This window comes from Paenibacillus anaericanus, from assembly GCF_003994475.1.
Lineage (GTDB): Bacteria > Bacillota > Bacilli > Paenibacillales > Paenibacillaceae > Fontibacillus > Fontibacillus anaericanus.
The window spans coordinates 1-20,112 of the sequence record NZ_RZNY01000047.1 but is presented as its reverse complement, the minus strand read 5'-3'; the positions used below and the strand labels follow the sequence as shown (position 1 = coordinate 20,112).

The following is a 20,112-nucleotide window of genomic DNA, read 5'->3' as shown; positions in this document are numbered from 1 at the left end:
AAGGTGTTTTGATCCCTGTCTCACAAACGGGGGTCAGTCCCATCAACCTGGGGTATTATCTTCAATATTGAATGTATTTACCGCTCTTACAATAAATTTATCATGGATTGAATCACGTCCAACTGCAAGGAAACTAGGAGTCTATAGATTTTTTTTAGAAGCAAATAATAACTGTAGCCGGGTAACGATTGAGAGAGCAGTTACTATATTAGAGACATTAGGGCATGAAGTTCGAATAATAGGGAGATTTAATGCATTTGAAAGTAAGTCAATGAAGCAACACGACATCTAATAGCAAAGCATCTGTTTCCGGGGGATTCGCCCCTTGGTTGTCAGATGTATAATCATAGAATAAGCACAAACAACAATTGACCCAGCCTAAGATAAGAGTTATCTTAGCCCCCTTTAGATAAGATACTACACGATCAATATCCAGACCGTTTATTATTAGGATTAATTCCTACGATTGTTGACTGGATAACGCTTAAGGAAGAAGCGGATTTTGTTCGAAGTCGTTTTTACTTAAATCAAGAAATAAAGTTATTACCCATACTAATGTGTCCGGATGATTGTGATTTGTCGTGTACCTTAATTATTGCGGAAGTTAAAAACACTATATTCACTCACGTAGCGGAGCTATATTGTGGTGAAGAACAAAAACATGGGAACATAGGAGTAAGTTTTTTGTGGGAAATTGAACCATTCTATCTAATGAAACGTAATACATCATAGTATCATATTTTTAGGAGGTTTTTTAATGAAGAAAAGGTTGATATGGATTCTGAGTGCTGCTATTGCACTAACACCGCTTGTTCCGACTGCAGCACTAGCGTCTAACGAGAATGTTGCAACTTCAATTCAGACACAGGCGACGATCGCTTCTGAGAAAGCGGCACTGCTTACCAAACAATACGGTACGACCAGCGTACAGTATGCACTGATCGACAACGGCAAGATTACAGTGACAGGACAGACGGGATTAAACGATGTAGAAGGGAAAATCCCTTTGACCAATGAAACCATGTATGGTATCGGATCAACGAGTAAAATGTTTACGACTGTTGCCGTCATGAAATTGGTAGATGAGGGAAAAATTAATCTGGATACCCCCTTAGTGCAGTACATAACTGATTTCAAAATGATAGATGAGCGTTATATGCAAATTACGCCACGTATGCTGCTGAATCATTCTTCTGGACTTCAAGGGTCAAGTCTGAGTAGTGGATTTCTGTTCAATGATAATGACACGTATGCGCATGACAACCTACTAGAGCAATTGTCTACACAGCGTTTGAAAGCTGATCCGGGGGCATTCTCGGTGTATTGCAACGATGGATTTACACTGGCTGAGATTCTTGTAGAAAGAGTCAGTGGTATGAAATTTACTGCATTCATTCATCAATATATTATCGAACCTTTAGAATTGAAGCATACGAAGACATCGCAAGATGTATTAGATTCAAGCAAACTTCCGGGTCTTTATTATCCAACATTTCCAACGCAGCTTCCAAATGAAACTGTCAACGTGATTGGGACGGGTGGAATTTATTCCACAGCAGAGGACATGGTACAATTCTCGCAAATATTTATGGGACGTGAAAAAGATATTCTGTCGGACAGTGCGGTACTAGCAATAGAGCAAGAGGAATTCAAAAAGGGAATGTGGCCCAAAGAAGCGGATAATTTAATTGACTACGGGCTTGGTTGGGATAGTGTAAGATTATTTCCATTCAGCGATTATAAAATAAAGGGTCTCAGCAAGGGCGGAGACACAATTTTGTATCATGCTTCTCTTGTGGTGCTACCAGAGCAGAACATGGCTGCTGCAGTTCTATCATCAGGCGGAAGTAGTTCGACGAACGAACTGCTGGCTCACGAACTTCTTCTTCAAGCGTTGAAAGAGAAGGGTGCAATCAAAGAAATTAAGCCGGAGAAATCATTCGGCATTCCTGTTAAGGCTGACATGCCAAGCGACATCACAAAGTACTCGGGCTTTTATGGTGCTACCGGACAACAAATTAAAGTTGCTATAAAGGATGGAGAGCTATCATTATCGGTGCCGAGTGTCCCTGCGTATCCTGAGCAGAAATATATATATACAGTGGAAGGCTCTTTTGTTAACGAAGTTGGGAGTTCGAAGATCAGTATTGTAACCGAGAAAAATGGACGCACCTACCTGTGGAATAGAGAATATGCAACAGTTCCGGGATTGGGACAATTGGCAATATCTCAGTACGTAGCTGAGAAGCTAGAAACTCAGGCCTTATCTAAAGAGACGGAAGATGTATGGGAAAAGAGAGAAGGCAAAACATATTACCCTGTGAGTGAGAAGTATAGTTCTGTTGTTTACATGATGAATCCAATCCTCAAGATTTCCCGTACCGCAGAATTAAAGGATTATTTCGGAGATAAGAAAATTACTGGACCGAATACTGCAGTGAGCCAACATCAAGTCCCAGGCACGGGAAGCCGGGATTCGGATGGATTTCGTTTTTATACGAAAGAAGGTATCGAGTACTTTGAGTCGGCTGGAAGTTTGTATGTCAGTGAGGACAAAGTAATACCTCTCTATCGAGGTAAAAAATCTACGGTTACTGTGCAAACTGACGGTAATGCTAGATGGTATAGTGTACCCCAAGCAATTGCTGGTAAGAAGATGATAGTATCGATGCCTGAACAAGGTGCTTATGCGGTATACGACGGAAATGGAACATGCGTGAACTACACCGTAATTAGCGGTAATAATGAAGTGGTTCTCCCTGAGAACGGAAGAATCGTATTCGCTGGTAATGCTGGATCATCATTTAACATTTCGTTGGAGAAATAGCTTACTTGATTGATCTGATTTGATCGTAACAATGACTACTGTTTAACAAGCGCACCAGTTAATTTTGGCTTACTCAAAGTTAACTGGTGTGCTTTTTTTATTTTTCGAGCTATCACCATAGGTTCCCGCGATGTATAATATTGGAATATGAACAGATAACAAATGAACCAGCCAAAGATTAGAGTTGTCTAAGCAATAAACATTAAAAATGGACCAAATTGTTTTTATGAAAGGGTCTAACAATGAGAAAGAGTCAAATTATATTAATGATTACTGCTATTGTTATTATTATCGTGAGTGTTTCTGCTGGAACTGGACATTACATATTAGATCGATTTTTCACAATTAATGCTGGATGGCGAATGAATTGGGGATTAGAAGTTCCAAAGCCTAATCAAAGTAAATCTGTAATTGAGAATGTTGCGAGTTTTAATGGGGACGGAGAATTCTTTAATATTTCGACGTATAGCGGGAAGAAGATCAATTCATTTATTAAAAATAAATCTTTTAAGGAAATTGATAAGAATTCATTAATCAAATTAGAAGGTTATATTTCAAATTTTGATGAAGGGCTTCAAAGTATTAGAGGAGGAAATAATTATTTACAAGATAATCCTGTGATCTTTAAGCAAGGAGATTTGTATTTATATAAAAAGAAGGACGATGGAAGTTACATTATTTCTGTAGTAAATATTGAACAGAGAATTTTATACACATTGGAGTGGCTTCAATAAATAAAAAGTCTAGAGTTATCTAAGGCTGGGTCATTTCGTGAATGCCGAAGGTAAGACGAAACTACTGGAGGGTTAAATAATGGAGGGAATTATAAAGGAAGAATTAAAGTGCATAGAAGAAATGCATAATGTAAAAATATTATATGCCTGTGAATCTGGAAGTAGGGCATGGGGGTTTCCATCAAAGGATAGTGATTATGATGTGAGATTCATCTATATTAATCATCCAGATTGGTACTTATCTATTGATGATAAGCGGGATGTTATTGAATTACCGATTAATGATCTATTAGATATTAACGGGTGGGATATCAGAAAAGCACTTAAACTATTCAGAAAATCTAATCCTCCATTACAAGAGTGGTTACTTTCCGATATAGTTTATTATCAGAAATATGACTTTATTAATAATTTGAGAGCGTTGAGTAGTGAGGTGTTCTCGCCTATATCGTGTTTTTATCATTATCTAAATATGGCACGTAATAATTACCGTGAATATCTACAAGGTGATCAAGTGAAAATTAAGAAGTATTTTTACGTATTGCGCCCAGTATTAGCTTGCAAATGGATTGAACAACATAATACTATGCCCCCTATATTATTTAAGGATTTAGTAGAAAGTACATTGTCAGAGGGAGCCTTGAAAACTCAGATTAATTTACTCTTAGATCGTAAGATTCAAGGAGAAGAACTTAATTTAGAACCGAGGGTTAACGTAATCAATGAATATATCGATTTAGAAATTAAATATCTTGAAGCATATATAAAAACAGTGAATTTTGAAGCATCAGACCCAACGAGTAAATTGGATGAATTGTTTAGGAAAACCCTGCTGGAAGTATGGTCTTCATAGTATGGAAGAGGATTTGCAAATATTATTAGGGTACTTAAGTTGGTTTCAAACTGAAGAGAGACAGGAAATAGCGATTTAGAAACTTATAAAACATAAAGAAAAATTAGTTGATTCATTAATAACTAAATCATCAAAGGACCAATGGCATAATGCAGTAAAGATAATTGGGAAACTAGACTACTCAGATCAAGTACAAATGGTTCCCCAAATGCTCTTTTTGCTACAGGATGTAAACTGGCCCGGGGCGGTTGAGGCAACAAAAATAATGGAAAGCATAACACCCGAAGAATTAAAACCTCATATTATTCGAGCATTAGTAGAAGCGAACGAAGAAAACGACACAATATGGATTGCTTGGATTAAAGAGTTTATTGAAAAAAATATATTACTAGAACAATTTGAAGACTATAACACATTCTAAATAAAGCAGAATGGTGAATGTATCTTACTGCAAAAATATACAGCATAGGAGAATTCATATGAATCAGTTTACGATAGGCATTGATCTGGGTGGTACTAACATTAAGGCGGCAATATTTGATAATGAGTATAAGAGTTTAACTGAAAAGAGTATTCCTACAGAAGCAGCTATGGGACCTAATCATGTAATGAATAGAATTAAAGATACAATAATGGACATGATTCATACTTCAAATTTATCTCTAACCGATATCAAATGTATGGGCATGGGTATTCCGGGACTTTTAGATCCTTATGAGGGGCTTTCAATTTTTTCACCTAACTTCCCTCACTGGGAGAACATTCATGTTGTTAATCATATGAAGACTTTTTTTGATTTCCCAACGTTTATTGATAATGATGTTCGTGTAAATCTCTATGGTGAATGGCGCTATGGTTCTGGAGTGGGGTATCAAAACTTAGTATTAATTACTTTAGGTACTGGATTAGGGTCAGGAATAATCAATGATGGAAACGTCATTTATGGTAAAACTTCAAGTGCTGGGGAAATTGGACATATGAATATGTACAGAGAAGGACGTCCGTGTAAATGCGGAAGTTCAGGATGTTTAGGTAGATACGTTTCTGCAGTAGGTATGGTGAACACCTTGTTTGAAAAAATCAATGAGGGTCAACAAAGTATTATTCAGGAATGGGTCGGGCAAGATCATAGTTTAATAACAGCCAAAATGATTTCCGAAGCATATGATCAAGGAGATCACGTCGCTATTGAAGTCATGCATGAAACGGGGAGGATATTAGGTTTTGGTCTTTCCAATGTAATTAATATATTAAATCCTGAACTAATCATTGTAGGCGGTGGCATGTCTGCTGCGGGAGATAGATTACTTAATATAGTTCGAGAAACAACGGCTAAACATGCATTAAAGCTATCCAGTCAGGCATGTAAGATTCAGCAGGCTCAGCTAGGTGGAAGAGCAGGAATGATAGGTGCGGCTGCTTATGCAAACGAGAGACTAAAGCAAACGGAAGCCTAAAATTAAGTAAGACAATAGTAAGGAGGAAATGTCAGATGGAGCGTGAATTAGCGCTAGAAAGAAGAATAGCCATAGTAACTGGTGCCTCTCGTCTTAACGGTATTGGGGCAGCCATATGTACTGCGTTAGCGAGTAAAGGAATGGATGTGTTTTTTACATATTGGACTACATATGACAGTGAGATGCCTTGGGGGATCCGTTCAAATGAACCTCAATTGTTGCAGGATAAAATTTTGGAATACGGCGTGCGTTGTGAGAAACTGGAGTTAGATCTTACGGATATATTAGCACCCGCTAAGTTATTAGATATAGTGGAAGAGAAATTAGGGAAACCATCCATCTTAATTAACAATGCGACCTATTCAGTTGATGTAGGGTACGATACATTAACTGCTGAAATACTTGATAGACATTACGAAGTAAATATTCGTGGAACTATGTTATTAAGTGTAGAGTTTGCTAGTCGGTTTAGCCATTCTATAGGTGGAAGAATTATAAATTTAACTTCGGGTCAATCGCTAGGACCGATGGCTGGTAATATAGCGTATGCAACTACTAAAGGAGCCATTGATACTTTCACCTTAACCTTATCGGCTGAACTAGCCTCGAAAGGAATTACAGTGAATGCGGTCAATCCAGGTCCCACGGATACGGGATGGATGAATGATGACGTAAAGAATGTGATTTTGACTAAATCTCCAAACGGTAGAATTGGAATGCCTCAAGATGCAGCTAGATTAATTGCTTTTCTTGCAAGTGACGAAGCTGAGTGGGTAACTGGACAGATCATCCATTCAGAAGGTGGATTTCAGAGAGGTTAGTTTGTGTTGTCCATCTGAATGATTTGCGTGAACGACTTCGAATAGGGAGGTGTCTCACATAAAGAATAAAGCAATTATCATTAGCGGCATAGTAATAATTCTGACTATTTCTATAATAACTACTCTGTATTTTCAATCCAATAAATCTGATGGGAATGAATTAAACGATATTGATTTTAGTAGTATTGAGATAAAGTTATTAATGACACAAACTGAAGTTGAAGGGTTATACGGTGAAGGAGCAGATGATATAGAAGGTTGTTTTGGTTGCGGAATGGATTTCTCCTATCCTGAACTGGAGTTATCTGGGCGGTATTCTGAAACTCTTGACCGAATGGATAAGAACGGTGAGATCGATTCGATTAAAAGCCCAAAGGTTAAAAAAATAACAATTGCTAAAGAAAATTTTTCAATACTGGGTGTTCAACTTGGGAGTAGCTTTAAGGACGCTAGGCGCACATTGGAGAGAAAAGGATTCAAATTACAATCTAATGAAAATGAATACTACTATAATTATTATTATAAAGGGAATTTATTTATAAAATTATGGTGGGATAATGCATTGTATAATCTTAATCTGAATCATGGATATTTGGGTGAAGATGCAGAGAAAGTAACGAGTATAACATTAGAAGTTCGAGTTAAGGAAGATGAAGAAATAGTTTATTAGTCACCCGGAGGCCAAATGAGAAAAAAGATATCATTAATGGTAATTTTGATCTTAATTTTGTCAGGAATAATATATTTGGGTTATAAATTGACTGAAACAGTATGGGTCTCAAAGGAATTTGCAAATCATTTATATCAATACCCACTACCACCCGAAACCATCGTCTTGGAAAAGGGGCAATTTAACGCGAAAAATTGGATTGATGGAGGCGGAAGTGGAGGGTATTGGAATGTTGTTTCCTTCATGAGAATATCTTCTGAATTATCTAGCACAGAAATCCTGAAGTACTATAAAGATACTGAATTATTCCCCTATCCAAAGAGCGATGAACTTGGGGTAGAACTCGAAATATATTTTGAAGATGATCAACAAAAAGAAGAGTACAATGAAGGATTTTACTATAGAAGTAAGCAGGAGAATATTAGATTTATAAGTTCATACTTTAATGATCTTGGTGAGATAAAGAATGAAGGCTTAACTGATGAGACAAACGAAAATACAAATTACATCATACAAATTCATAGTGGATTTAGTTATTTCCTACAGATAGATTAAATATAAAGAGGAGATAAGGAATGAATATCATTGGGCAACGAATCTTATTGAGGAATTTTGTTGAAGATGATTTTTCTTTTTACAATGAATTGGAGCAAAATCCAGTAACACACAAATATGAAAGTAATGCACCAGATACAGTTGAAATACAACAGGATTTTCAAAAAGCACTTTCAGATTCAATTAGCAATCCACGTGAGAAATACCAACTTGCAATATGTTTGAAGGATGATAATAGACCTATGGGTCGTATAAGTATTAAGTTAAATTGGTCTGAAATTAGAGAATGGGAGATCGGTTGGGCATTACATACGGATTTTTGGAAAAAAGGATATGCAACAGAGGCTGTTGAACTTATGCTAGGATTTGCATTTAGTGATCTCAATGCACATCGAGTTGTTGCATACGCAAACACTGAGAATGAATCGTCCGAACAATTGATGATTAGAGCTGGTATGATCAAAGACGGCATACTCAGAGAGGTTAGATATTGTAATAATAAATGGTGTAATGAATCTATTTACTCCATGCTTGAACGGGAATGGAGACAAACCAAATAAAGTTTTGTAAAGTACTAATTTCCCTTTCTGTTCCTTGGCGACCCCAAGTGACTGGAAGGGATTTTTTGCGTCCTGCGAAAATGGTTCAATTTCTTGTGATTTTGGTTCACTAACACCGTACGAACGTCCCCCGGGGAAGATCTGCTATCCCTCTCGTATACAAGGTCAACCTTGCTATGATGAAAGCGTAAACAAAACTACTGGAATAGGAGATATCAGCTTATGGAGCTACCGTCTGGTGGACTTGACCGGGGCACTTATATGAATCAACAACCCGGCCGTAAAATGGCGAACAAATACAAATTATTCTTCATGGCCTTTCCATTTCTTATCATTACTTTCATTTTCTATTATTTACCGATTAGCGGATGGATCTATGCGTTCTACGATTTCATTCCTGGTATTCCGCTGTCAGATACACCTTACGTTGGATTAAAGTGGTTCCGTACGATCGTATCTAACCCGACACAAACGGGTGAGGTGCTACGTGTTCTCAAGAATACGCTAGCCATGAGTTCACTTGGACTTATTACCTCCGTATTCCCGGTTATATTCGCTATCTTGTTGTCTGAGATCAAAACAGGTTGGTATCGCAAATTTGTTCAGACACTAACGACGATTCCAAACTTCATAAGTTGGATTCTAGTCTACGCTTTGGCATTCTCTTTATTCTCCGTAGATAACGGGGTGGTAAATACGATTCTGATCCAGTTAGGTATCATCGACGAGGGAGTCAACTTCCTGGCTTCAAGCTCAAATGTCTGGATTACGATGATCCTCTGGTATTGGTGGAAATCGTTAGGTTGGGGAGCCATTCTCTATCTGGCGGCGATTGCAGGTATTGACCAGGACTTGTATGAAGCGGCTGATGTAGATGGTGCCAGTCGTTTTCGGAAAATATGGCATATTACCGTACCGGGGCTCATCCCGACGTTCTTCGTTCTCTTATTGCTCTCTATAGGTAATTTCGTTAATAACGGAATGGAACAATACTTTGCCTTCCAGAACGCGATGAACAAAGACTCCATTGAAGTATTGGATCTGTATGTATATAACATTGCTTTTGCTAATAACTTCCCGTTTGCTACGGCTGTCAGTATGTTGAAATCAGTCGTCAGTGTTATCCTTCTGTTCGGGGCAAATACATTGTCCAAGAAGGTTCGCGGGGAATCAATCATCTAGCGAGGAGGGGATCGATATGAACTCGAAACAAATGGGAGCAGGCGGAGTTTTCTTTCAAATCATCCTGTATATACTCTTCGGATTATTTACACTGACTTGTATTTATCCGTTCTATTATCTCTTCATTAACACGATTAGCTCTAATGATCTTAGTTCTGCAGGGTACATCACCTTTTTACCACGAGAAATCCACTTTGCCAATTACGTGAAGGTATTGAGTATACCTGGTTTAAGTCAGGCGGCGCTAGTCTCAGTCTATCGGACCGTTGTAGGTACTTTCCTTACGGTGGGGGCTTCAGCTTTCCTAGGTTATCTGTTTACCAAGAAAGAGATGTGGGGCCGGCAAATTTGGTATCGCTGTATTGTGGTTACGATGTATTTCAGTGCAGGACTCATTCCATGGTACATCACGATGAACAACCTCAATTTAACTAACAACTACCTGGCATATATTTTGCCGACCATTATTACACCCTTTAATATCATACTTATCAAAACCTTCATTGAGGCCATTCCGCCTTCACTTGAGGAATCAGCGGCCATGGATGGTGCGGGGTATTTACGAGTATTCAGGAGCATTATCATTCCGTTGACGACGCCTATCCTTGCAACCATTACGATCTTCTCGGCGGTAACTCAATGGAACTCTTTCGTGGATACAGCCTTCTTGATGACTGAAACCAAATATTTCACACTACAGTTCCTCTTGTGGCGGTATTTAAATGAATCTAGTTCATTGGCTGCCTTAATACGTAGCTCAACGGATATGGCTGCCAGTGTAGCCAACATGCAAACACCAACCTCTGTGAGAATGACCGTCACTATGATCGTGGTTTTACCGATCCTCATTGTTTATCCTTTCTTCCAGCGTTTCTTCGTGAAAGGGATCATGATCGGGGCAGTCAAAGGGTAGGGATTGGCATCATCAGAAGACATTGCAAATATCAAATTGGGTTTACATTCGCTTGATGCGAAGTTGAACTAATAAGAAGTAAGAAGGGGAGGTTGTACAAACATATGAGATTCAAGAAATCATTCTTGATCATGATGACAGTGGTACTATTGGTTGTTATTGCTGGTTGCGGCGGAGGGAACAACAACGCGAAACCGGCAGAAACAACGAACAAGGCTAATAACACAGCTCAAAAGGAAAATGACCCAGCGAATACAGCTACACCTGATGATGGAGCTATCGATCACTCGAAACCACTCAAATTGACGGTATTCTCCACTACGGCTAACTATGCAGGGCTGCAAACAGGATGGTTTGCCAAAATCATCAAGGATAAATTCAACCTTGAGTTTGATATCGTTGCCTCCAATTTAACAGGTGGAGATACGAAGATTGCAGCTATGATGGCATCGGGTAATCTCGGGGATATCATTATTTTCGGTGATGATAAGAGCCATTATCCTAATGCTATCAAGGGGAACTTGTTGCTAGATTGGAATCAGAATGACCTACTTAACAAATATGGTAAAGACATCGTGGCTTCCTTCCCGAAAGCTACGGAAAAAGCGGAAATTGCCTTTGGTGGCGGTTCAGCTATATATGGTATGGGTAACAATGTAGCTTCTAATCCAAAGGGAGCTTCCGAAGGTAAAGATATGACTTGGGGTCCTGACTTACGGTGGGATTTGTACCAGGCCGTTGGAGCACCTGAGATCAATTCAATTGAAGACTATCTACCTGTTCTGAAGAAAATGCAAGAGCTTGAGCCTAAGAACGCGAATGGTAAAAAGAACTATGCGTTCTCGCTCTGGTCCGACTGGGATGGTAACTACAAGATGACACTAGCCAAACAGTTTGCAAACATGATGGGATACGATGAAATTCCTGATACGTCAGTGTATGTAAAAGCAGACGAGGAGAAGTATTATGATTTCTTAGCCGAAGAAAGCTGGTATATGAAATCACTTCAACTTTATTATGATGCGAACCAAATGGGACTTCTAGACCCGGATTCTTTAACTCAAAAATTCGATGATGTAGTAGCTAAATACAAAGATGGGCGCTTACTATTCTCTTGGTTCCCATGGCTCGGTGCAGCAAACTACAATACACAGGAAAACATTGATGCAGGTAAAGGTTTTGCACTTGTACCGTTCAAAGGTGAGCTGATGTATTCAACCGGTTTTAACGTATACGGAGGAAACGGCATTATCTCGATCGGAGCTAAAGCGCAAGAGCCTGAACGGATTATGGAGTTCATTAACTGGATGTATACACCAGAAGGGGCGATGATTTCAGCAGGTAGTGGCACAGCCGTTCCAAATGGTCCACAAGGTTTGACTTGGGATATTAACGCTGAAGGTAAACCATTTGTTACCGACTTCGGTTGGAAAGCTTATGCTGACCAACAAAATACACAAGTGCCTGAAGAGTTTGGTGGTGGGGATTACTACTATGGACAAAATCAGCTTAACTTCTCCTTCATAGTTCCTGCGATGACGAATCCAGAAACAGATGAACCTTTTGATCACAATCTATGGACTACAACTCTCGAACGCAATCCTTCCAAGCTTGATAGTGATTGGAGAGCTAAGATGGGTGTACTTACACCGAAAGAATACTTTGTTAAGAACAACTTGATTGCGATCGCTCCACAAGGTTTTACAGGCAAAGAACCACTTCTCATGGATAAGACGCTGGAGCAAAAGAATAAGCAGATCGGTACAATCATCCAGCAGTACTCTTGGAAGATGGTATTTGCTAAGAATCAGGCGGAGTTCGATAAACTAAATAAAGAAATGCATGACAAAGTAAATGGTCTTGGCTATGCAGAAGTAATGGAGTTCTCGATTAAAAAAGCAGAAGAATTGTTCGAAGCTCGCAAAAGTGTTCAATAATTACAGGTTAAAATAAAACTCAGGCAGATTGGCTTCTAGCTAATCTGCCTGAAAGCGTTCTCGCTTAACGATTTTTCTGGTATTGTTATGTTAGATAATTCCATTACAAAATATGACTATTGGAGGGGATACATAGGATGATTTCATCGCTAATACGGGATTCTCATAGGAAAGCCCGATCCCTTCGGCAAACATTAGTGATTCACTTGATGATTGGTTCCTTGTTACCGCTCATACTCGTAGGAATCGTTACGTATACTTCAATTCATTCTATTTTGTCAGGAAAAATTCATAGTGGAATTAGTGCAAGTCTGAAGCAAGAGGCGTTCAATTTAGAAAATGCGATCGATAATCTAGATTTTGCATCGAAACAGTTTGCGCTGGATGGCCAGATCGTCGCGGAAGTATCCGATTTTTTGCAAGAGAAACAGATCTACCGGAAATCGCAAATCATGGCCTCTATTAATCAAAAGATCAATCTAGTCAATTTCACAAATCCTTATATCGGTCTAACGGCATATATTATGCCTGACGCTGAAGACCCCGTCTTATTTACGAATATGAGTATGAAACCAGATGCGCTTAATCTCAAATTGCCTGAGTTCATTCGTTATAATGGGGCTAATTATTATGGGCCACACCCAACGATGTATGTTGTCGGGGATAATCTAGTATTCTCTGAACAGCGTTCCGTCGGAGTATCTGGGGATCAGAAGTTATATATCTACTTGGAGACGAATTATAGCTTATTTCGCAAAATTTTGAATCAAGAATCTTACGGGATGAGAGTGACTCATCTCTTAGTTAATCAACAGGGCGCTACAACTTACGTGGAAGATGATAATCTACCCCAAAGTGTAATAGATGCCGTAGGCGGGAACTCGCATCTTCCCCACGAAGAGCATGGGGGTTATCATCTATTTAGATATGAGAGTCCTCAAGGGTGGCAACTGATTGCTGCCGTTAAGAAATCAACATTTAACAGTGAAATTTATACTTGGTTCTATAAAATGATCTTACTATCGATCTCAACACTGCTGTTCGCCGGCTTTCTTGGCATGTTTCTGTGGAAACAAGTGTATGGTCCTTTGCGCAAAGTTAACCTAGAAATCGTACGCATGGCAGAAAATCGCACTACGCCGGTTTCCTACACGAATGTAGTGGAATTCGATTTTGTGCTCCAAAACTTTCAGGACATGAAAAATGAGGTAAATGAACTGATCTTAGCCGTATCACGAAATGAAAAGCAGAAGAGCCAGTTCGAAATCGAGAAACTGCTTAGTCAGATCAATCCTCATTTTTTACATAATACACTCAATTCTGTTCAATGGTTGGCGAGACTGAACGGGCAGAAGGAGATCGACAAACTAGTCACTTTGTTGGTGAAGGTGCTTCACTACAATTTGGGTAAACAAAGTCTGATTGTCACCATTCAGGATGAAATTGAAGCGATGCGTAATTATATGGAGTTACAACGTATCCGCTATGATTACGAGTTTGAGTTTCATGTAGAGGTTTCTGATGAGGTAATGTCAGTTGCTGTACCACGCTTTCTCCTGCAACCTTTGGTGGAGAATTCCATCTATCATGGCGTGAGTGAGCAGAGTGGCAAAGTTGATGTGACGGCGATTCCATTTGGACTTGATCATGTGCTGCTTCGGGTGAAGGATAATGGGATTGGTATTGATCCTGCGAAGCTTGAACATATGTTCTCTGATGAAGAAGAAGCGAAGAAGCGTGGTCTCGGGATCGGCCTATCCTACGTAAATCGAATGTTAAGACATTATTATGGAGATCAAGTTCAGCTAGACATAGTAAGTGAGCCCGGAGTAGGAACGATTGTATCTATCATAATTCCCAAAAAAGCAAAGGAGGATTTCCATGATTAGAGCTGTAGTCGTTGACGATGAGCGACTTGTTCGTAAAGGATTTATATCCCTAATCGATTGGGCGTCACTCGGTATAGTTATCGTTGGGGAGGCTGGTGATGGCAAAGCGGCATTAGAGCTTCTCGAGCACAAGGAAGTAGATTTACTGTTCGTCGATATCACCATGCCAGGGATGTCAGGATTTGATCTAATTACGCAGGTTAGACAATGTTATCCTGCGATTTCATCGGTTGTATTAACCTGTCATCATGAATTCGATTATGTTCAAGAAGCGATTCGTCATGGGGCTATTGATTATATAGTGAAAACACTGCTAGAAGTAGAGAATGCGGATCAAGTAATTCGGCGGATTGTCGATCGTATCAAATGGGATACGTCCCATCATGCAGCTTTTAAAGAAGGACCTGAGAAAAAAATGCTAACGGATTCCGCTCTGATATTCCAACCTTTGAACAAGAAGAGACAGGAACGGGATTTATTTCAGTTATCGGTGGTCAGACAAAATCAATTATTGGTATTGAATGAGATGTGGATGTCGCCACTAGTTCACCGCTTTCCTAGTGAGGATTGGGAGAATGAAGTGAAGGATCAATTAGATGGGAACTGGCAAACGGTCCTCTTAACGGGATTATTGGATCAACCTCTGGATACTATCAATCGAACCCTGTCCACTAAACTTACCCCAATGTTATTCTATGCAGCAGACTGTGAAGGACCTATTCGTTTCACTTACGCTGAGATTAATCAACCCACTGCAAAAATGCCAGAGCCTGATATAGATGTACTTGAAAGCTCACTTGATCTAAAATGGGCACTTGATCACGCAGAATGGGAACTTCTCATAAAAAGAGTATGGGAGCAACGTCCGAATGCAGCAGCATTTGCTTCGTTTGGTCACAAGCTCTGCCACACTTGGGATGGCATGTTATTGAACCTAGAGGAGAAGAAGTTATTTCAAGACTCTATGGAACGAAATGTGGCATGGGCTCATTGGAGATCTTGGTTGCGCAAATTTTCTGATCAAGTCCAACGTCGCATGGTAGAGCTCTCCCTTACGAAAGAAGTCATGTTATGTCTTGTGAAATCCGTCATCTATATGAGTAAACATGCTGGAGAGAAGATCAACCAAGTAGATGTTGCTGCTCATATTAATATGAGTCGCAGCTACTTCAGTCAATGCTTCACCCGGTTTGCCGGAGAGACATTTGGCGAGAAACTACGTCATATGCGGTTGGAATTAGCAAAATCGCTTCTCCTTGAAACCACCTATCCAGTATATGAAATTGCCTCAATGGCGGGATTTGAAGATGATCGTTATTTCAGTAAGTTATTTCGTGAGCGGGTTGGGAAATTGCCGAATGAATTTAGGTTTGATGGAGGGAAATCATGAAGTTAACGAAGTTATTCCTTTCATTGTCATTGATTTTGGCATTTGTCCTTAGCTTAAGTGCATGTCAAAGTGGCGCAGAGTCAGGAGAGGAAGGGAGCTTAGACGAGATAGTTAGTATCCAAGATGACCCGATATATGGGGTATATGATAATCAGGTCGTGGTTAGGGTCGGATTCATGATCCCCGATTCTAAGTTGATGGCTGGGGATACGAACGATAACAACCCTGTCACGCGTTACCTCGAAGAGATCACGAATATTAAGGTTATCCATGCTTGGGAGGCCAAAGGCGATGAAGCCTATGCTCAGAAAGTTGATTTGGCCATTGATAGTGAAGATCTCCCTGATGCGATGGTCGTTACACGAAATCAGCTCATGGAATTAATCAAACAGGATAAGATAGAGAATTTGACTACATTCTTCGAACAATATGGTTCAGAATTAATTAAGGAAATGTACGATTCAACGCAGGGAGTTGCACTCGCTGAAGCTACCTTTAACCACAAACTATATGGACTACCGAATGTCGCAATTAATGCCGACTCGCCAACCCTGCTATGGATTCGTCAGGATTGGTTAGATCGATTGAATCTGCAAGCTCCTCAGAGTCTCGAAGATATAGAAGAGATTGCGAAGGCGTTCATTGAACGCGATCCTGATGGTGATGGAAAGATGGATACGATAGGACTTACGGGTTATAAGGGAGTCGTCTATGGAACCAAACCGCAGATGAATGGATACGATGCTATTTTTAATACTTATCATGCATTCCCTAAGAACTGGGTCATAGATCATGAAGGAAATATTATATATGGCTCAATTGCACCTGAGAACAAGGAAGCCTTGGCTAAGTTAGCCGATTGGTACAAAAGGGGACTGATTGACAAGCAGTTTGCTCTGAACAAAGAAACTTGGGATCCTATTATAGCTGGTAGGGCTGGAATGTTCTTTGGTCCTTGGTGGGCGCCCTATTGGCCATTAGTTAAAGCGGTGTCAGGGGATACAAAATCAGAATGGCGAGCATTTGCCGCTCCGCTTGATGTTGAGGGGAAGTTTGTCACGCATATGGCCCCCGTCACCGACCGGTATTTGGTCGTACGCAAAGGTTATGAACATCCTGAAGCGGTAATCAAATTATTAAACGCATTTACCCGCCTTGAGCGAGGATTGGATCCCAATAAGAAGGTCGCCAAGCTAGAGGAATTTGCAGCTCAATTAGGTATTCAAACTCGTGCCTATTATCCGTTTGACTTATTAATTGATTATTCCGATGCCATTGAGAAGCGTTACGCCGCAGTACAGCAAGCGCTTCATGGTAAATTGGATCCGGAGACACTAGATGCGAATACAAGGCAAATTTATAATCAATGGGTCGCTGAGAAGGAAAATCCTAAGAAAGATATGGAAGGTTGGAAGTCTGCAATTGCTTATGAATACGGTGTAGGTATACTGGCTTCAACACCAATGGAACAGGTGCGAAGTGTTTATTATGGGACTACCTTATCCATGAATGACAACTGGGCCAACCTGGAGAAATTAGAGAATGAGACGTTTCTCAACATTATTGTCGGTGATTTACCGATCAGTGCATTCGATGAATTCGTAGCCGACTGGAAACGGCTTGGAGGGGATCAGATCACCCGCGAAGTGACTAAAATTGTGGAAAATAGTAAGTGATCCTTGACATCGGCTGCATTATTCGGTATAAACTTTAAAAAGCTTAACGGTCGCAATACCAAAATCAGTGCTAGCATAAATGTATAACGTAGATTAANGATCGCTGTTGCCTCCAAATTTGTTTGATTATATCGCTATAGCGGTAAAAATTTGGAGGCAAAGGCGAACGCTACGCTTCTTCAGGACAATTCCGCCCTCTCCGCTATGATCTGCATATACATTATTAGCAACAATGATTAAGGTTTAGATCCGTAAATATTTCAAATAATTATGAACATTAATGATAGGGACAGTAACTCATAGCCTTCTAGTCTCAGCGAGCCGGGTAGGTGTAAGCCGGTACAGAACCATGAGTGAAGCGGACCCTGGAAATGATTTGCCGAACCATATAAGTTGAATTACAGATAAGTGGTACTGCGATGTATAATATTTCGAACTCATCGTTAATCACACTGGATAGTTGAACTTATATGCAGTAGGTAAATCCGGTCATAGACCGTTATCAAAGCAGAGTGGTTAAATGATGAATTTAACACTTAGAGTGGTACCACGGGAAGCTAACAGCTCTCGTCTCTTATATAGAGACGGGGGCTTTTTGTTTATTCATAAAAAAGGAAGGGTGGAACTATGCAACACTATAAAGAACTCATTGCCGGCCAAGTTTCTTCATTGATCAAGGAAATCTCAGTAGAAGAGGTGATATCTTTACTCGAGTATCCTGCAAAGCCCGAAATGGGGGATATTTCTTTACCTTGTTTCAGTCTAAGTAAAATCCTCCGCCAGGCACCCGGCCAGATAGCCGAGAGATTGCTAGAACAGATTAAGGATGATGCTATTGCGCGAATGGAGGCACTTTCCGGATATTTAAATTTTTTTATAAATAAGGAGCAGTTTGCTACTACCATTATCCATGAAATTATTAATGAAGCGGATCGTTACGGTTCTCGCAATATTGGCCAAGGGCGCACGGTCGTTATTGATTATTCTTCGCCCAATATTGCCAAACCTTTTCATGTAGGTCATCTGAGATCAACGGTTATTGGAAATGCGCTGTATCAAATCTATTCATTTCTTGGATACAACTGTGTAGGGGTTAATCATCTCGGAGATTGGGGCACGCAATTCGGTAAACTCATTGTTGCTTATCAACGTTGGGGGAGTGCTGAACAAATTGAACAAGACGCAATAGACGAAATGTTTAGACTATATGTCAAATTCCATCAAGAAGTGGAAACCTACCCTGAGCTAGAAGATGAGGCTCGTGCCTGGTTCGTAAAGATGGAACAGGGAGATCAAGAAGCCTTACATTTATGGACATGGTTTATAGAAATAAGTATGAGAGAATTCGAGAAGATCTATAATTTACTTGGAGTTAGCTTTGATTCTTATGCAGGTGAAAGCTTTTATAATGACAAGATGGAGCCAGTGATTCAGCAGCTTAAAGACCAAAATTTATTAGAAGAGGATCAAGGCGCTTGGTTAGTTCGTTTAGATTCTTTTGACATGGCACCCGCTTTGATGCTTAAGAAGGATGGCAGTTCGTTGTATCATACACGTGATGTGACCGCCGCAATATACAGACAAGAGACCTATCATTTTGATAAGGCGATTTATGTAACGGATTATTCTCAGAATCTGCACTTCCAACAGTGGTTTAAGGTTATAGAATTGATGGGTTATCCGTGGGCGAAGGATCTAGTTCATGTTCCTTTTGGTCGTGTTAGTCTGGAGGGAAGCGGATTCTCCACACGTAAAGGAAATGTCATCAAGCTTGAGGATCTGCTGCAACAGGCGATTCTCAAAACCAAGGAGATCATAGAAGCTAAGAATCCTCAGTTGGACAATAAGGATGAAATTGCACAGCAGGTGGGCGTAGGTGCAGTTATTTTCAACGATTTAAGTGGTAATCGGATCAAGGATATCGTGTTCTCTTGGGAAGAAGTTCTTAGCTTTGAAGGAGAGACTGGACCTTATGTTCAGTACACACATGCACGTGCATGTAGTGTGTTACGCAAGGCAACAGAGCTCGGGTATACAGCGCCAGCTGATGGTGAACTTGCAATTGAACTTGATCCAACCCTGTTAAACAACAGTGTAGAATTCAGTACTTTGAAGATGCTATCTGTATTTCCCGAACGAATTGAACAAGCATTAGTCAAACTCGAACCGTCCATGATTAGTCGCTATCTTGTTGACTTAGCACAAGCATTTAATCGATTCTATCACGACAGTCCGATATTGATTGAGGATGTATCCTTACGTACAGCGCGACTTGCTTTGGTCCAATGCGTTCAAATAACACTACAGAATGGTTTACGCTTAATTGGGTTACAGTCTCCGGAGAAAATTTAGAATAGGTGGCGAAAAATACGAACATGGAACATATTGAGCAGTGAAAATATATAAAAGTGCCAAAAATACGACCAATAAATATATGTTCCATTTGAAGAAATGACATATCGGTAAATGGAGTGTTCATTGTAAGATGTATCTGTGAACACTCCTTTGTTGAATGTACGCAAAAATAGCACACAGTTTAAGAAGTAACTGGAAAAACTCCAGCTAAAGTTATCTGGTTGACGCTTTCAACTTCAATTAGCAGGAAAATTGGACCTCTGTCAAAAAAGTGGACACTACCTTTAGCGAAT

Annotated in this window: 16 protein-coding genes, 1 pseudogene and 1 other annotated feature; all 17 genes and pseudogenes read left to right on the top strand. The window is 39.8% G+C overall.

The window, feature by feature from the left end; translation table 11 throughout:
• Positions 1-292, top strand: a pseudogene (locus tag EJP82_RS28245) (hypothetical protein); the annotation flags it as partial.
• A gap of 465 nt (positions 293-757) precedes the next feature.
• Positions 758-2,827: a serine hydrolase domain-containing protein gene (locus EJP82_RS26295; protein WP_127195043.1), complete on the top strand. Its 2,070-nt coding sequence runs from the start codon at positions 758-760 to the stop codon at positions 2,825-2,827.
• Positions 2,828-3,069: 242 nt separating this feature from the next.
• Positions 3,070-3,561: a hypothetical protein gene (locus EJP82_RS26290; protein ID WP_127195042.1), complete on the top strand. Its 492-nt coding sequence runs from the start codon at positions 3,070-3,072 to the stop codon at positions 3,559-3,561.
• A 79-nt stretch (positions 3,562-3,640) separates the two neighbouring features.
• The gene (locus EJP82_RS26285) at positions 3,641-4,414 is read left to right on the top strand and encodes a nucleotidyltransferase domain-containing protein (protein ID WP_127195041.1); all 774 of its coding nucleotides are present in this window, start codon (positions 3,641-3,643) and stop codon (positions 4,412-4,414) included.
• A gap of 85 nt (positions 4,415-4,499) precedes the next feature.
• The gene (locus EJP82_RS26280; RefSeq protein WP_127195040.1) at positions 4,500-4,835 is read left to right on the top strand and encodes a DUF5071 domain-containing protein; all 336 of its coding nucleotides are present in this window, start codon (positions 4,500-4,502) and stop codon (positions 4,833-4,835) included.
• Positions 4,836-4,893: 58 nt separating this feature from the next.
• Entirely contained in the window at positions 4,894-5,871 is a 978-nt protein-coding gene (locus EJP82_RS26275; RefSeq protein WP_127195039.1) for an ROK family protein, read from the top strand.
• Positions 5,872-5,906: 35 nt separating this feature from the next.
• On the top strand, positions 5,907-6,692 hold the full coding sequence (locus EJP82_RS26270; RefSeq protein ID WP_127195038.1) for an SDR family oxidoreductase: 786 nt from the start codon (positions 5,907-5,909) through the stop codon (positions 6,690-6,692).
• Positions 6,693-6,894: 202 nt separating this feature from the next.
• Entirely contained in the window at positions 6,895-7,362 is a 468-nt protein-coding gene (locus EJP82_RS26265) for a hypothetical protein (protein ID WP_127195037.1), read from the top strand.
• 15 nt (positions 7,363-7,377) lie between these two features.
• The gene (locus tag EJP82_RS26260; RefSeq protein ID WP_127195036.1) at positions 7,378-7,917 is read left to right on the top strand and encodes a hypothetical protein; all 540 of its coding nucleotides are present in this window, start codon (positions 7,378-7,380) and stop codon (positions 7,915-7,917) included.
• A 20-nt stretch (positions 7,918-7,937) separates the two neighbouring features.
• The gene (locus tag EJP82_RS26255; RefSeq protein ID WP_127195035.1) at positions 7,938-8,477 is read left to right on the top strand and encodes a GNAT family N-acetyltransferase; all 540 of its coding nucleotides are present in this window, start codon (positions 7,938-7,940) and stop codon (positions 8,475-8,477) included.
• Positions 8,478-8,699: 222 nt separating this feature from the next.
• Positions 8,700-9,659 (top strand): ABC transporter permease, encoded by a 960-nt coding sequence (locus EJP82_RS26250; protein WP_127195034.1) that lies wholly within the window; start codon positions 8,700-8,702, stop codon positions 9,657-9,659.
• A 16-nt stretch (positions 9,660-9,675) separates the two neighbouring features.
• Complete coding sequence (locus tag EJP82_RS26245) at positions 9,676-10,572, top strand: carbohydrate ABC transporter permease (protein WP_127195033.1); 897 nt, start codon at positions 9,676-9,678, stop codon at positions 10,570-10,572.
• A 104-nt stretch (positions 10,573-10,676) separates the two neighbouring features.
• Positions 10,677-12,509: a type 2 periplasmic-binding domain-containing protein gene (locus EJP82_RS26240; protein ID WP_127195032.1), complete on the top strand. Its 1,833-nt coding sequence runs from the start codon at positions 10,677-10,679 to the stop codon at positions 12,507-12,509.
• Positions 12,510-12,646: 137 nt separating this feature from the next.
• Entirely contained in the window at positions 12,647-14,398 is a 1,752-nt protein-coding gene (locus tag EJP82_RS26235) for a sensor histidine kinase (protein ID WP_127195031.1), read from the top strand.
• On the top strand, positions 14,391-15,788 hold the full coding sequence (locus EJP82_RS26230) for a response regulator transcription factor (protein WP_127195030.1): 1,398 nt from the start codon (positions 14,391-14,393) through the stop codon (positions 15,786-15,788). The genes EJP82_RS26235 and EJP82_RS26230 overlap by 8 nt, the downstream gene beginning before the upstream one ends.
• The gene (locus tag EJP82_RS26225) at positions 15,785-17,464 is read left to right on the top strand and encodes an extracellular solute-binding protein (protein WP_127195029.1); all 1,680 of its coding nucleotides are present in this window, start codon (positions 15,785-15,787) and stop codon (positions 17,462-17,464) included. The genes EJP82_RS26230 and EJP82_RS26225 overlap by 4 nt, the downstream gene beginning before the upstream one ends.
• Before the next feature lie 271 nt (positions 17,465-17,735).
• Positions 17,736-18,042 (top strand) — a binding site (T-box leader).
• 49 nt (positions 18,043-18,091) lie between these two features.
• The gene (argS, locus tag EJP82_RS26220) at positions 18,092-19,816 is read left to right on the top strand and encodes an arginine--tRNA ligase (protein ID WP_127195028.1); all 1,725 of its coding nucleotides are present in this window, start codon (positions 18,092-18,094) and stop codon (positions 19,814-19,816) included.
• The last annotated feature ends 296 nt before the right edge of the window (positions 19,817-20,112 follow it).